Genomic DNA, 13,827 nt, shown 5'->3' with positions numbered 1-13,827 from the left:
ATTATCGATAAAAGGAGTGTCGAATCACCCAAACCCAGCAAACACTAAAAAATAAAATCAGACTAAAAATGACGGTAATCATAAATGCTAACCCAAGAAACAGCCCTGAACTTTGAGGATATTGCAAAGTGTAACCCATCAGAGCGATCGGATAGATAAAAATAAAAATGAGCATCGAACCCCAATAGATCAGCCGGAGGGTACTTTTCCGAGGTTTAATGAGATAGAGCGTACAAAGAATATTTAGCAGCGTTAATCCAGCGGCAAACGACCAGTCATGCATAATACTCGTATGATGCAAAATAATCGCCTCCCTTTGCTCTTACTAACAGTATATAAGGAGAAGCTGCTAGGCCAACCCTATTTAAAAGAAAAAACCGCCTTTTGTCCTTTCCACACGGACAAAATGGCGGTTTGTATTTGTCTGGGGTCTGTCCCCCTATAACTATTCTGCTTTGGAAACGAACGCGGCTAGTGCTTCGATTGCTTCATTCTCATCAGGTCCATGAACAGCTAACACAAGTTCAGAGCCAGTACCTACTGCTAGACTCATAATTCCCATGATACTTTTAGCGTTAACTTTCTTGCCTTCTTTCTCAACAAAAACATCTGATGTGTAACGGTTTGCTTCTTGAACAAACAATGCGGCCGGGCGTGCTTGCAGTCCACTTTTTAACTGCACGGTTACTTTCTTCTCAACCATTCTACTTTCCTCCTATATCCTTATCTCTCTATTGGAACATCAATTGATGGGTTGACCGTTTCTAATTTTCGTTGCGATTTCATCGATCTTTCGCAATCGGTGGTTTACACCTGACTTACTCACTGGACCTGATGAAACCATCTCGCCCAGTTCTTTGAGTGTAATTTCTTGATGAGTTACTCTTAGTTGAGCAATCTCTCTCAGTTTATCTGGAAGTACTTCAAGACCAACTTGTTCATCAATGTACTTTATATTCTCTACTTGTCTCATGGCCGCTCCAACCGTTTTGTTCAAGTTTGCCGTTTCACAGTTCACAAGACGGTTAACGGAGTTACGCATATCTTTTAAGATACGAATATCTTCAAAGAACAAAACAGCATGATGGGCGCCGATCAGTGTTAAAAACTCTGAAATCTTTTCGCCATCCTTTAAATAGATGATATACCCTTTTTTGCGTTCGAGTACTTTTGCTTTTAGCTTAAACTTGTTCATCAGTTCAGCTAATGCAATCGTATGCTCTTCGTACATGGAAAAAATCTCAAGATGGTAGCTTGTTTCAGGATGATTCACTGAACCACCTGCTAGAAAAGCACCTCTCATGTATGCACGGCGACAGCAGCTTTTTTTATTAAATTCATCTGCAATGTTCCGCGTAAACGAAAACGACCCGTCAATAATCTTCAAATCTTCCAACAATGCTCTTGATTCCTCTGAAACACGAACAATATAGACGTTATTCTTTTTCAAGCGCATCTTCTTTCGTACTAAAAGCTCTACGTGGTATGGATAGACACGCTTAATCAACGTATAGATCCTTCTTGCGATAGCAGCATTTTCAGTCGGAATATCCAGAATCAATTTTCTGTTGCTGAAAGAGATGGAGCCATTCATTCGAATCAAGGCAGCTAGCTCTGCTTTTTTACAGCAATCCTTTAGTTCGAGCTGCGTTAATTCTTTTTTTGTATCTGCAGCAAAAGACATCTGCATCACCACCCCTCTTCATTCCATAACAAACACCGTTCTATTTTTCTAACAGCCCTAAAAGCAAATCAGAAACCCGTTTAGCATCATGTCTTACAAGCGTTCCATATTGTATGATGTTGTCGCACACCAAGCCGATTCTAAACGACTTTAGCCGTTCTTCATCAAATTGAACTTGAGATGCACCTTCTTCCAGATAAAGATCCAAAAATTCAGAAGGAATCGTTTCATTGTTCACGATGACAACATCAATAAAGTTATGGCCGACATGGTCGATCAACGCCTGGATATGATCTCCAGCCGTATAGCCTGTTGTTTCACCAGGCTGAGTCATCACGTTGCAAACATATACTCTAGGTGCCGTTGCCTCGCGAATCGCATTAGAGATTCCGGTTACAAGAAGATTCGGCAGTATGCTTGTATAAAGACTTCCTGGTCCAATAACGATCAGATCTGCTTCTTGTATCGCTTTAACGCTTTCACGGAGAGGTTCAATTCTTTCATCTGATAAAAAGACTCGTCTGATTTTCTTATTCGACAGCGGGATCTTAGATTCCCCCTGCACGATCGAGCCATCTTCTAGCTCTGCGCATAAAATAATGCTGTTCTTTGCAGCAGGCAGTACTTGACCTCTTACGTTTAAAACACGACTAAGTTCCCGAATCCCAGTTAAAAAGTCACCGGTAATATCATGCATCGCAGCAAGAAGCAGGTTCCCAAGGGAATGACCGACAATGCCATCCCCTACTTTAAACCTGTGCTGAAACATTTTTTCCACGAGCGGTTCAACTTCAGAAAGAGCAGCGATCACGTTTCTCACATCGCCAGGAGGAGGCATGTCATAATCCCTCCTCAATCTTCCTGAACTTCCGCCATCATCTGCAACCGTAACGATAGCAGTTATATCAACAGGATAGCGCTTTAATCCGCGTAGCAGAACAGAAAGTCCTGTTCCTCCGCCAAGCACTACCACTTTCGGCTGCTTTTTCATCTATACTTTATCCTTTCCCATATCTCTGTGAGAGCTGAATGTAACAAATTCTTTGGAAAGTGAGTTTCCAATGTATTCAGCTAGAGCTACAGAACGATGTTTTCCGCCTGTACATCCGATCCCGATTATGAGTTGGCTTTTTCCTTCTCGTTTATATTGAGGAACCATAAATTGCAGAAGGTCTAACAGCTTTTCTAAAAACTTAGTTGTTTCAGGCCACTTTAATACGTACTCAGAGATATCAGCTTCAAGTCCAGTTCTTGGTCTCATATGTTCGATATAATGAGGGTTCGGCAAGAAACGCACATCAAAAACCAAGTCAGCATCAATCGGCATGCCGTACTTAAATCCGAATGACATCACATTGATCGTAAACGGATGTGCAGCATTAGCTGAAAAACGCTGAATGATTCGTTCACGCAGCTGAAGAGGTTTTAGATCTGTTGTATCTAACACTTGTTGCGCTCTTCCCTTAAGCTCCTCAAGCATCTCACGTTCTTGCGTAATGCCTTGAAGAGGGTTTCCACTTTTCGCCAAGGGATGTGAACGGCGTGTTTCTTTATATCGGCGTACCAGCGTTGCGTCCTTACAGTCTAAATATAAAATCTGCGGCTGAACATCCGACGAGATCGCTAATTGATCCAGCGTTGAAAACAGCTGATCAAAAAATTCACGGCCTCGAAGATCCATCACAAGAGCGACTTTGTTCAGCTTGCCAGCAGATTCTTGCATCAATTCTACAAATTTAGGGAGTAATGCAGGTGGAAGATTATCAACACAGAAGAAGCCTAAATCCTCAAAGCTCTGCATGGCTACCGTTTTTCCGGCCCCTGACATTCCTGTAATAATCACCATTTGTACATCGTGTCTCTCCATGCCATTTCCCCCCAGTATGCTATGTTTTCAATTCTTATGCAGCCAGCTGATAGTTATGCTGGATCTAATCGATAAGAAAGCAATTCAAAATCAGGTGTATACGTAAATGTGCCAAAAATCATATTGCTTCCGTTTGTCACATAATCAAGGATGTGATGATCACCTGGTGCCATCGGCAGTTCACGCACTTCATCAACAGGCTTCCAAGCAAGAATTCCTTCCTCACATTCTTCTAATGCTGCCCCTTCAGAATCTGTTGCTAAGAAGGTAAACATCATCCACTCCGAAACAATTTTGTCACCTTGTTTGATAATAAAATTAAAGACACCTTTGAGTTGAGGATTCTTTAAATAGATTCCCGTTTCTTCCCGGTACTCACGAATAACAGAATCTCGAATCGATTCTTCAGACTCCATTTTCCCACCGGGTGCTACCCACCAGCCCCGTCTAGGCTTTTGAAGCAAAAGCACTTGATTATCTCTTATTAACACACAGTTTGTTACTCTTTGCACTTGTTTCACCTCAGGGCTATGTCCTACTTGTTAGTATACTAAATTATGTAACCCCTCACAATACAGATGCCTCAAGGGTTTCACGTATTTTAGCATTCTTAAATTATGGTATAGAATTTTTTATTATTATGTGAAAAACATCAGAAAATAAAAAAGGACACGGCGCATAGCTCCGTGTCAAAGTCTTGCCTTTATAAAAAGGGGGTCAATTTCTTATTTTTATAATACCCCACATTTATTTCACCACTGTTACAATCACATTAATTGGAAGTTACGTTTTTTAACTTTTCAGCCAAAGTTTCTACATAGTGCTGAGCCGCCTGTGCCGCAATACTTCCATCACCTGTTGCGGTAACGATCTGGCGAAGCGTTTTTTCACGAATATCTCCGGCTGCAAAGATACCTGGAATTCTTGTTTCCATTTGTTCGTTCGTCTCAACATATCCGTTTTCGTTCGTGATGCCAAGATTTTTAAACGCATCGTTAAGTGGCAGCATACCGATGTAAATGAATACACCATCTGCTGAGAAGTCTTGCTCTTCACCTGTTTCAGAGTGAACAAGAGTCACTTTATTCACTTTGTTGTTCTCACCGTGAATCTCTTTTACTGAATGATTCCAGATGAAATCGATCTTATCATTGTCAAACGCGCGCTGTTGCAGGATCTTTTGAGCACGAAGCTTATCACGTCTATGAACGATCGTTACTTTGGATGCGAAGCGTGTTAGATAGACACCTTCTTCAACAGCAGAGTCTCCACCGCCGACAACAACCAATTCACGATTCTTAAAGAAAGCTCCATCACAGACCGCACAATACGATACACCGCGTCCAGAAAATTCTTTCTCTCCAGGAACGCCAAGCTTTTTGTATTCTGCACCCGTTGAAATGATGATCGAACGAGCTTTATACGTTTTGCTTCCTGCTTTGATCGTTTTGTACTCTTCACCGTCAACGATCTCTTTTACATCACCATATGCGTATTCAGCACCGAACTTCTTTGCATGTTCAAACATTTTGTTAGATAACTCTGGTCCTAAAATATGATCGAAACCAGGATAGTTTTCAACATCTTCTGTATTAGCCATCTGTCCGCCAGGGATACCACGTTCAATCATAATCGTATCCAGATTCGCACGTGATGTATAAACAGCCGCTGTCATACCGGCTGGTCCTGCACCAAGAATGGCTACATCATAAATTTTTTCTTCAGTCATAAAGCACACTCCTTATATAAGGAAATTCTTATTTACTATATCTCTATCCTATCGGCTCAAAGGGATAAAGTCCATCATTCTGCTCAAACGTTACGATTAACCCAGCCGATCAGTTTTTTGATCCTTAAAGAGAGCACTGAAACCGAAACTTCGTACTGCTCAGCAACAGCTTTTTGCGTTGATCGTCCTTTTTGCTTACGAGCTAAATGATCAATTGCCGCTGCAATAGCCTTTTCGTTGTCAAAAATTCTTTCTCCAGTTAGATCTGCAAACTTAACTGCTTCTGACCAGTAAAATAGAACATGTTCATCTAGCGAAGCCCCATTTTCTTTTACTGTATAAAGAACATCCAAAGCTTGGCTTATCATTTCGGATGGCATGCCGACTTCTATAAGCTCATCATCGTGTGCGAGCTTTACAGGAAGTTCTGGCCGATATTCCAGCATAATATTTGCAGCAATTTCCTTAACAAAAAGGGATTCTTCTTTACGCATGCAAAAATCACGAAGAGTCTCATAGGCCTCTTCATTTTTATTCCCTCTCAAAAGAAATAAATGCGTAATTTTATTTTTTTCCAGCCCTTTGCGCACCTGCTGAATGTGTGCCATCGCTTTAATCTGACGATCTTTCTTCGGCTTGTTCTGATTGCTCGTCGGAATGCGGTATTGATAGTCTCCGCCAGCCACTGTCAGTTCATCCTTAATGGCTTTCTCCATATAAAACGGTGCGACACGTCCTTCAGGATCCAGGTCCTTGACTTTTTTCCACGTCTTTAAAGAGAGCTCTTTCTGGCCGAGCGCATAATAAGAAACAGCAAGCATATGCGTGGTTACAGGATCATAAACAAAAGATGATTTTCTTAGTGTTTGAAGCCATTTGTTCGCATACGTATGCTCCTCTAATAACCCAAACGTATTGCCGAGCTTGTAACGGTGCTCCGGATGCATCGGGTGCACCATCTTCAACCGTTCAACTAGCTTCCCGCCAGGCTCATCCATTCCCAAATGAAACAGGAATATGGCTAAGTTACATAGCGCGTTCAAATTACCAGGGTTCTTATCAAGAACGTCTTGAAGAACATCCATCGCCTCATCAAACTCACTTTTATAGAAATGAGTAAGTGCTAAGTTGTTATAAGCTGCCCAAAACTTAGGGTGGTTCTTGATAATATCTCGCAACTGCTGCTGAGCAAGCGGGAGATCGCCCCGTTCGATCGATTGCCTTGCCTCATCGTGCAGCTTAATCAACTCTTCCTCTGTAGAAAGTGGCAAATTCGTGGATCTGTTTCCTGTTTCAAGTGAGATTAAATCCAGCAGTTCCTGAGTGTCATCGACAAACTCACCGTCCGGGTCGTGCTGTATATATAAAAGAGCATGCTCTTCCGCATCAGAATACATCCCTAAATGTGCAAAGTTGTTTGCCAAAAAAAAGTGACATTCTGAAAGGTCAGAACCTGATTGCTCTAGAACGTTCAATAAATGGCGATTCGATTCTTCGTATTCACCAATCTCAGCAAGCGTTGAAGCCAGCTGACACAAAAAAGAGGGCTCTTCCGGCTGGAAAGTAACGGCCCGCTCAAACATTTTTTTTGCTGTATATAAGTCACGCCTGTTATAGGCTTTAATTCCTTTTTCGAAAAAATAATCCCCATCCTGGATAAAGGGAAGAACGCGGCCGCTAGCTTCACTGGCCCTTTCTTGTTTTTGCATAATTTGTTCCTCCATCTACTATGTAAACCCCTGTAATTCTTTATCGTTCAGTTTACAAAGTTTTCAACCCAAAAATTATAACACAGCCTAAAAAGACTAACACCCCTTAAACTGTAATTAATGGGCAGGAAAGTTTCGACAAAAAATTGTGATGTTAACCATGATGGGTAGATGGTATTACCACAAGCAGTATTGTCTTCCCAAGGTGGACACTTAAAGTCTGAAATTCATTATTTATGTAATGACTTAATGTTTTTATGTGGTGAACTATTGTTTTTATGTGATGACGATCCATTTTTATGTGATTATGTAATTCCCCTAAAAAAAACAACCGAGAAACGAATCCTCAGTTGTCACTTTTCGTATGTCTTTCCTTTAAAGTTGCTAAAATTTCATCAAACGGTACCTTTTGTTCCTGCAAAAGCACCAAAACATGATAAAGAAGATCAGAAACTTCCCACCTAAGTTCTTCAGGGTCTCGATTCTTCGCAGCGATAATAACCTCGCCAGCTTCTTCCCCAACTTTTTTCAGTATTTTATCTACTCCGTTTTCAAAAAGGTATGTCGTATAGGCTCCTTTAGGCATCTCATGCTCACGTTGAGCAATAATCTCCTGCAATTCAGTTAAAATTGCATACCGGTCGGGAATGGGTGATGAATTTTTATCTTCAGCATTATACAAGGTTTCTGAAAAACAGCTGTATGCACCTGTGTGGCATGCAGGTCCTTGTGGCTCTACCAGAACCACTAGTGCATCTTGGTCGCAGTCATACCGAATGGTCTTTACTTTTTGTATGTTGCCCGACGTTTCCCCTTTATGCCACAATTCTTGACGAGTTCTTGAAAAAAATACAGTTTCGCCAATTTCAACTGTTTTTTCAAGCGACTCACGGCTCATATAGGCGACCGTTAAGACCTCTTTAGACTGGAAATCTTGGACTACGGCAGGAATCAGACCGTTTTTGTCAAACTTCAGTTTTTCTAAATTCAACGTACAGACACCCCCAGCTTTCGCAATTCTGTCTTTACCTCTTTAATGGAAGTTTCTTTATAATGAAAAATACTAGCAGCCAGGCCTGCATCTGCTCTACCAACTTTAAAAGCATCGAAAAAATGCTGAGCTGAACCTGCTCCACCTGAAGCAATGACAGGAACGGTTACAGCTTCACTCACTGCTTTTGTCAGCTCTAGGTTAAAACCAGACTTTTCTCCGTCTTTATCCATGCTGGTTAATAAAATCTCTCCAGCTCCCCGAGTAACTGCCTCTTTCGCCCATTCAGTGACTTCCCACTGAGTGGGTTTACGCCCTCCATGGGTATAGACGCGCCACGACCCGAGCTCTTCATCGAACTTCGCGTCGATCGCCACTACTATGCATTGTGCACCAAAATAATCCGACCCTTCGGTGATCAATTCTGGCCGCAAAACAGCCGCTGTATTAACTGAAACTTTGTCTGCTCCAGCTCTTAGTACACGCTTCATATCTTCAAGCCTGTTGATGCCCCCACCTACTGTAAAGGGGATGGCTAGTTCAGCAGCTACACGTTCAACGACTTCCACCATCGTATCACGGCCTTCATGGCTTGCTGATATATCCAAGAAAACAAGCTCATCTGCTCCTTCTTCATCGTAGAAACGAGCAAGCTCTACAGGATCTCCTGCATCAACCAGATTAAGAAACTGGATGCCTTTAACAACTCGTCCTTCTTTAACATCCAAACAAGGAATAATTCGTTTTGTAAGCATCAGTTCACACTTCCTAACGCCTCTGATAGTGTAAATCTATCTTTGTATAGGGCTTTTCCGATGATCGCTCCCGCAATTTTCCGTTCATCATTTTTTAAATTCACTAAATCTTGTATAGAACTTACTCCGCCTGACGCGATGACTTCTTTTCCAGTTATGCCAGCTAACTCGCCGATTGCATCAACGTTTGGTCCTTGCAGCATGCCGTCTTTTGAGATATCGGTAAAAATAAAAGTTTCGGCCCCTTCTTCTACCAGCCTTTTCGCCAGATCAACAGCTTTGATGTGGGAGGTTTCAAGCCATCCTTCTGTTGCTACATACCCTTCACGGGCATCGAGTCCGATTGCAACCTGAGAACCCCCATAACGCTTTAATGCTTCACGCACAAACTCAGGATCAGATACTGCCGCGCTTCCTAAAATGATACGGTCAACGCCCCCATCTAAATAATAGGAAACGTCCTCCATCGAACGGATGCCTCCGCCAATCTGAACTTTCACCGGAAGTTCTTTAGCAACGCGCAATACATGTTCATGGTTGATCTTTTTTCCGTCCTTTGCGCCATCCAGGTCTACCATATGGATCCAATCAGCACCTTGATCGGCAAACTGCATAGCCATATCAAACGGTGAATCTCCGTAAATCGTCTCTTGGTCATAGTCCCCTTGCATCAATCTCACACATTTTCCGTTACGCATATCAATTGCTGGATATAGGATAAATGCACTCATATTTACTTTCCCTCCTCGACGAAACGGCAGAAATTCTGCAGCATGCCCATGCCAGTCTCTGAACTCTTTTCAGGGTGAAACTGCGTACCCATAATTCTGCCGCGTCCTACTACAGCCGGAACTTCAACGTCCTCGTAGTTAGCGACTGCCGCCAACACTTCTCTGTTTTCTGTTTGAACGACAAAGGAATGAACAAAGTAAACATAACCCTCTTCTAAACCTTTCAAGAGAGGTTGATCATCTTGCAAAAATTGAAGGTTATTCCAACCCATATGAGGTACTTTATAAGCAGTTCCCTCGCTTGTTTTTCCTAAAAACCGATTCACTTTTCCGGGTAAGAGTCCAAGGCCCTTTGTTAATCCATTCTCCGTACTTTCATCAAACAATAACTGCATACCAAGACAGATACCCAACAGCGGTTTTCCACCTGCAGCTTCTTTTTTCACAAAATTATCCAGGCCGGTTTTCACCAGTCCATTCATGGCATCTTTAAATGAACCTACTCCAGGGAGCAGCAACCCATCGACTTCTTGAAGTTTTTCAGGGTTACTTGAAAGGATGTACGGCTGATTGATTCGTTTTAATGCAGAACAGACAGAGTGAAGATTCCCCATTCCATAGTCTATAATTCCGATCATTTATAACATTCCTTTCGTAGAAGGCACTCCTTTAACACGTGGATCGATCTGTGTTGCTTCATCTAGGGCTTTTGTAAAAGCTTTAAAAATAGCCTCGATGATATGATGCGTGTTTGAACCATAGTGAACGATTACATGAAGGTTCATTCTCGCTTCTAATGCGAGCTTCCAGAAGAACTCATGGACAAGCTCTGTATCAAACGTACCGACCTTCTGGCTTGGAAACTCTGCACGGAACTCGAGATGAGGTCGATTTGATAGATCGATAACCACTTGAGCAAGTGTTTCATCCATCGGCACAAACGCGCTACCATATCGTTTGATTCCCCGCTTATCGCCTAAAGCTCCTTGAATCGCTTGTCCAAGACATATGCCAACGTCTTCTGTTGTATGGTGGTCATCGATCTCAACATCCCCAGCTGCATTTACAGTAAGATCGAAATGTCCATGGCGTGCAATTGCATCCAACATATGGTTTAAAAAAGGTACGGGAGTTTGGATATCTGCTTGTCCTTCTCCGTCAATATTTAACGAGAGCCTGATTTGTGTTTCTTTCGTATTTCGTTCAATCGAATGTTGACGCTGCTGATTTCCCATTTACTTATCCTCCAATCGAAGATCGATCGCTCTCGCATGTGCTTCAAGTCCCTCTAAACGGGCAAATGCAGAAATTTTCCGTCCGTTCTCTTTTATGGCTTGTTCGCTATAACGAATCACGCTTGATTTTTTAGTAAAGTCATCCACATTCAATGGGCTTGAAAAGCGTGCTGTTCCACTTGTCGGAAGTACATGGTTGCTTCCTGCAAAATAGTCTCCAACAGGCTCTGAGCTGTATTCCCCAAGAAAGATGGCACCGGCATGTTTTATTTTTCCTAAAAGACTGATCGGATCTTTTGTCATAATCTCTAAGTGTTCAGGTGCGATTTTGTTGATCACATCTGCACCTTCTGAAAGAGACTTTACCAAATAGATTGCTCCATAATCTTTAATGGCTTGTATCGCAATATCTTTTCTAGGCAGTCTACTAAGCTGTGCCTCAACTTCTGCCGCAACCTTGTCAGCGAGTTCAGCAGATGTTGTTACTAAGAATACTGCAGATCGCGGATCATGTTCAGCCTGGGATAAAAGGTCGGCTGCAATAAAACGTGGGTTTGCTGTTTCATCTGCAAGAACAGCAATCTCACTAGGTCCTGCGATCATATCTATATCACAAACGCCGAACACTTCTCGCTTCGCTAAAGCCACATAGATGTTACCAGGTCCTACAATCTTATCCGTCTTCGGTACCGTCTCAGTTCCATAAGCAAGGGCTCCTATCGCTTGGGCACCACCGATTTTAAACATTCGTTTAACACCTGCTATTGATGCTGCAGTTAAAACGGCAGCCGGGAGCTTCCCGTCTTTTCCTGGAGGTGACACAAGTACGATTTCCTTAACACCAGCAACGGCAGCTGGGATTACTCCCATTAATACAGAGGATGGATACGCAGCTGTTCCACCTGGAACGTAGACGCCTACAGAATCAAGCGGTGTTATTTTTTGACCTAATAATGTTCCGTCTTCACGAGTGAAAAACCAAGACTCATGTTTCTGTTTCTCGTGATACTCACGAATGTTACGAGCAGCTTCAGAAATAATATCAACCATACTTGGATCAAGAGAAGCGACCGCTTCATCAATTTCCTTATTTGTCACTTCAAGTGTATCTAAAGGCACACCATCAAATTTTTCTGTGTATTGAAAAAGGGCTTTGTCCCCCTTCTCCTTAACATCCTTTAAGATATCAAGAACTGCTTTTCTTTGACTCTCTGTGTTTTGTTCGACGCTTCTTTCAAGAGTCTTCAATTCTGATACTTCATGTATTCTCATTAAAGTTCCTCCTTGCTTTCAACAAGTGAACGCATGCGTTCCACTAGATCGTTAATACGTGAAGCATGAAGTCTGTAACTTGCCGGATTTACGATCAGTCTAGAAGTGATATCTGCAATCTTTTCAAGTTCAATGAGTCCATTTTCCTTTAACGTTCGGCCAGTTGAAACAATATCGACAATACGGTCAGCTAAACCGATAAGAGGAGCTAACTCAATCGATCCGTTCAGTTTTATGACTTCCACTTGTTGGCCTTGCTCTCTAAAATAATGAGAAGCTACGTTTGGATACTTTGAGGCGATCTTTGGTGCTGCCTTTTGATAGTTACCGTCTGGAAGACCCGCGACAGCTAAATAGCATTCTGAAATCTTCAGATCTAATACCTCGTATACATCACGTTCTTCTTCGAGCATAACGTCTTTTCCGGCGATACCGATATCAGCTACTCCATGTTCAACATAAGTCGGTACATCCATTGGTTTTGCTAAAATAAATCGAAGTCCTGCTTCGGGTGCATCTATGATCAACTTTCTGGATTCTTCAAATTCCGGAGGCAGTGGATATCCTGCTTGCCTTAAAAGTTCGACCGCTTCTTCAAATATTCTTCCCTTCGGCATCGCCATCGTTAGAACCGTACTCATAAAATGTCCTCTCCCTGCTGACTTCCTATCAAATAGTGGATTTCATCAAAACGTTTGCTAAATTCATCAACATTCTCAACACCAGAAAGATCTTGCATCACCACGTGCCCGCCTTCTTCCCGTTTAGATCGGGCCAACTGCAACGCTTCTTTTCGGCGCTCCCCAGTATACAAAATACACTGTCTTTTCATCTGGTTATTTTTATTTCCGAGTGCTTCAACAAAATAATCCATTCGAATCGCAAAACCGATCGCGGGTGCTTTTCGTTCAAATCGGCTTAAAAGCTCATCATAACGGCCGCCGCTTGCAATAGGTGCACCGATTCCGGCAGCATAGCCTTCAAATACGATTCCTGTGTAATAACTCATATGACTAAACAATGTAAAATCAAAAACAATATTTTTTGCTGCATCGTACTCTTGAAGAAGTTTATATAAGCTTTTTAGTTCTTTTAATGTTTGTTTGCCTTTTTCTTTTGGATTTAGAGAAGAAGCTTCATCAAGTACTTCGATTCCGCCTCTTAGATCTAAAAGTTTTAACAATCGTTGTGTGTCGATCGATGAAAGTGGCAGCTGCTTTACATGTGATGTATAACCTACATAATTCTTTTCATTTAAATATCGCAAAAGTTCCCCTGCTCGGGCTTCATTTCCTAAAATATCTCTTAAAAGTTCTTGTACGAACCCAATATGGCCAACAGCTACAGTGAATGAATGAATACCGCTCTTCTTGATCACTTCGGTCATTAATGCGAGTGCTTCAGCTTCTGCACTTGCCGTTCCTTCTCCTATCAGTTCAATGCCAACTTGTTCAAATTCCGCCGGACGCCCGCCCTCACGCTGCTGAGCCCGGAAAACAGGAGAATTATAAGCAAGCCGCAGCGGATAAGCTACATTTTTCATGCTTGAAGATACGACACGTGCAATTGGAGCGGTCATGTCTGGACGAAGTACTAATGTTTTCCCTTCCATATCAAGCAGTTTAAAAAGCTGCTGATCTAAAATGGCTGACGCCTCCCCAACCGTATCGTGATATTCAAGTGTCGGAGTCTGAATAAATTGATAACCCCAAGACTCCATTTCTTTTTTTATCGTATTTTTTATTTCCTCATTTTTTTGATAAAAAGCAGGAAGTGTATCTCGCATGCCTGCAGGCTTTTCAAATACAAACGGTTTTGACATTTTCCTTCATCCTTTATATGTGAAGTAAATTT

Annotated in this window: 16 protein-coding genes; all 16 read right to left on the bottom strand. The window is 42.0% G+C overall.

What is annotated here, in order from left to right:
• Nucleotide 1: 1 nt before the first annotated feature.
• The 16 genes from IEV52_RS04145 to IEV52_RS04070 all read right to left on the bottom strand — a co-directional run bounded on the left by IEV52_RS04145 (nt 2) and on the right by IEV52_RS04070 (nt 13,795).
• Nucleotides 2-301, bottom strand: a complete 300-nt coding sequence (locus IEV52_RS04145; RefSeq protein ID WP_188401246.1) for a hypothetical protein — start codon at nt 299-301, stop codon at nt 2-4.
• Nucleotides 302-445: 144 nt separating this feature from the next.
• On the bottom strand, nt 446-703 hold the full coding sequence (locus tag IEV52_RS04140; protein WP_188401245.1) for an HPr family phosphocarrier protein: 258 nt from the start codon (nt 701-703) through the stop codon (nt 446-448).
• A 39-nt stretch (nt 704-742) separates the two neighbouring features.
• On the bottom strand, nt 743-1,684 hold the full coding sequence (gene whiA, locus IEV52_RS04135) for a DNA-binding protein WhiA (protein WP_188402242.1): 942 nt from the start codon (nt 1,682-1,684) through the stop codon (nt 743-745).
• A gap of 40 nt (nt 1,685-1,724) precedes the next feature.
• Nucleotides 1,725-2,675 carry a gluconeogenesis factor YvcK family protein gene (locus IEV52_RS04130; protein ID WP_188401244.1) on the bottom strand — a complete coding sequence of 317 codons (951 nt, stop codon included), beginning with the start codon at nt 2,673-2,675 and terminating at the stop codon, nt 1,725-1,727.
• Nucleotides 2,676-3,551 (bottom strand): RNase adapter RapZ, encoded by an 876-nt coding sequence (gene rapZ, locus IEV52_RS04125; RefSeq protein ID WP_188401243.1) that lies wholly within the window; start codon nt 3,549-3,551, stop codon nt 2,676-2,678.
• A 53-nt stretch (nt 3,552-3,604) separates the two neighbouring features.
• Entirely contained in the window at nt 3,605-4,063 is a 459-nt protein-coding gene (locus IEV52_RS04120) for an NUDIX hydrolase (RefSeq protein WP_188402241.1), read from the bottom strand.
• A gap of 260 nt (nt 4,064-4,323) precedes the next feature.
• A complete protein-coding gene (trxB, locus tag IEV52_RS04115; protein ID WP_188401242.1) occupies nt 4,324-5,280 on the bottom strand; it encodes a thioredoxin-disulfide reductase in 957 nt (318 codons plus the stop codon).
• 83 nt (nt 5,281-5,363) lie between these two features.
• Nucleotides 5,364-6,527, bottom strand: a complete 1,164-nt coding sequence (locus tag IEV52_RS04110; protein ID WP_373869407.1) for a tetratricopeptide repeat protein — start codon at nt 6,525-6,527, stop codon at nt 5,364-5,366.
• An 808-nt stretch (nt 6,528-7,335) separates the two neighbouring features.
• Nucleotides 7,336-7,980, bottom strand: coding sequence for a bifunctional phosphoribosyl-AMP cyclohydrolase/phosphoribosyl-ATP diphosphatase HisIE (hisIE, locus tag IEV52_RS04105; protein WP_188401240.1), 645 nt, complete (start codon nt 7,978-7,980; stop codon nt 7,336-7,338).
• The gene (gene hisF, locus IEV52_RS04100) at nt 7,977-8,735 is read right to left on the bottom strand and encodes an imidazole glycerol phosphate synthase subunit HisF (protein WP_188401239.1); all 759 of its coding nucleotides are present in this window, start codon (nt 8,733-8,735) and stop codon (nt 7,977-7,979) included. The genes hisIE and hisF overlap by 4 nt, the downstream gene beginning before the upstream one ends.
• Nucleotides 8,735-9,466: a 1-(5-phosphoribosyl)-5-[(5-phosphoribosylamino)methylideneamino]imidazole-4-carboxamide isomerase gene (hisA, locus tag IEV52_RS04095; RefSeq protein WP_188401238.1), complete on the bottom strand. Its 732-nt coding sequence runs from the start codon at nt 9,464-9,466 to the stop codon at nt 8,735-8,737. The genes hisF and hisA overlap by 1 nt, the downstream gene beginning before the upstream one ends.
• A 2-nt stretch (nt 9,467-9,468) precedes the next feature.
• Nucleotides 9,469-10,104: an imidazole glycerol phosphate synthase subunit HisH gene (gene hisH / locus IEV52_RS04090; RefSeq protein ID WP_188401237.1), complete on the bottom strand. Its 636-nt coding sequence runs from the start codon at nt 10,102-10,104 to the stop codon at nt 9,469-9,471.
• Entirely contained in the window at nt 10,105-10,701 is a 597-nt protein-coding gene (hisB, locus tag IEV52_RS04085; RefSeq protein ID WP_188401236.1) for an imidazoleglycerol-phosphate dehydratase HisB, read from the bottom strand. It lies immediately after the preceding gene.
• Complete coding sequence (gene hisD / locus IEV52_RS04080; protein WP_188401235.1) at nt 10,702-11,973, bottom strand: histidinol dehydrogenase; 1,272 nt, start codon at nt 11,971-11,973, stop codon at nt 10,702-10,704.
• Entirely contained in the window at nt 11,973-12,614 is a 642-nt protein-coding gene (gene hisG, locus IEV52_RS04075) for an ATP phosphoribosyltransferase (RefSeq protein WP_188401234.1), read from the bottom strand. Before hisG ends, hisD begins: the two co-directional genes overlap by 1 nt.
• The gene (locus IEV52_RS04070; RefSeq protein ID WP_188401233.1) at nt 12,611-13,795 is read right to left on the bottom strand and encodes an ATP phosphoribosyltransferase regulatory subunit; all 1,185 of its coding nucleotides are present in this window, start codon (nt 13,793-13,795) and stop codon (nt 12,611-12,613) included. The genes hisG and IEV52_RS04070 overlap by 4 nt, the downstream gene beginning before the upstream one ends.
• Nucleotides 13,796-13,827: the final 32 nt, after the last annotated feature.

The sequence above is a fragment of the Fictibacillus barbaricus genome, assembly GCF_014635025.1.
Lineage (GTDB): Bacteria > Bacillota > Bacilli > Bacillales > Fictibacillaceae > Fictibacillus > Fictibacillus barbaricus.
This window is presented reverse-complemented; position numbering and strand designations above follow the sequence as displayed.

What these genes read in the sequence shown, in the direction of transcription:
- IEV52_RS04140 (WP_188401245.1), bottom strand. Translation starts at nt 703, where the DNA reads ATGGTTGAGAAGAAAGTAACCGTGCAGTTAAAAAGTGGACTGCAAGCA.
- whiA (WP_188402242.1), bottom strand. Translation starts at nt 1,684, where the DNA reads ATGTCTTTTGCTGCAGATACAAAAAAAGAATTAACGCAGCTCGAACTA.
- IEV52_RS04130 (WP_188401244.1), bottom strand. Translation starts at nt 2,675, where the DNA reads ATGAAAAAGCAGCCGAAAGTGGTAGTGCTTGGCGGAGGAACAGGACTT.
- rapZ (WP_188401243.1), bottom strand. Translation starts at nt 3,551, where the DNA reads ATGGAGAGACACGATGTACAAATGGTGATTATTACAGGAATGTCAGGG.
- trxB (WP_188401242.1), bottom strand. Translation starts at nt 5,280, where the DNA reads ATGACTGAAGAAAAAATTTATGATGTAGCCATTCTTGGTGCAGGACCA.
- hisF (WP_188401239.1), bottom strand. Translation starts at nt 8,735, where the DNA reads ATGCTTACAAAACGAATTATTCCTTGTTTGGATGTTAAAGAAGGACGA.
- hisA (WP_188401238.1), bottom strand. Translation starts at nt 9,466, where the DNA reads ATGAGTGCATTTATCCTATATCCAGCAATTGATATGCGTAACGGAAAA.
- hisH (WP_188401237.1), bottom strand. Translation starts at nt 10,104, where the DNA reads ATGATCGGAATTATAGACTATGGAATGGGGAATCTTCACTCTGTCTGT.
- hisB (WP_188401236.1), bottom strand. Translation starts at nt 10,701, where the DNA reads ATGGGAAATCAGCAGCGTCAACATTCGATTGAACGAAATACGAAAGAA.
- hisD (WP_188401235.1), bottom strand. Translation starts at nt 11,973, where the DNA reads ATGAGAATACATGAAGTATCAGAATTGAAGACTCTTGAAAGAAGCGTC.
- hisG (WP_188401234.1), bottom strand. Translation starts at nt 12,614, where the DNA reads ATGAGTACGGTTCTAACGATGGCGATGCCGAAGGGAAGAATATTTGAA.
- IEV52_RS04070 (WP_188401233.1), bottom strand. Translation starts at nt 13,795, where the DNA reads ATGTCAAAACCGTTTGTATTTGAAAAGCCTGCAGGCATGCGAGATACA.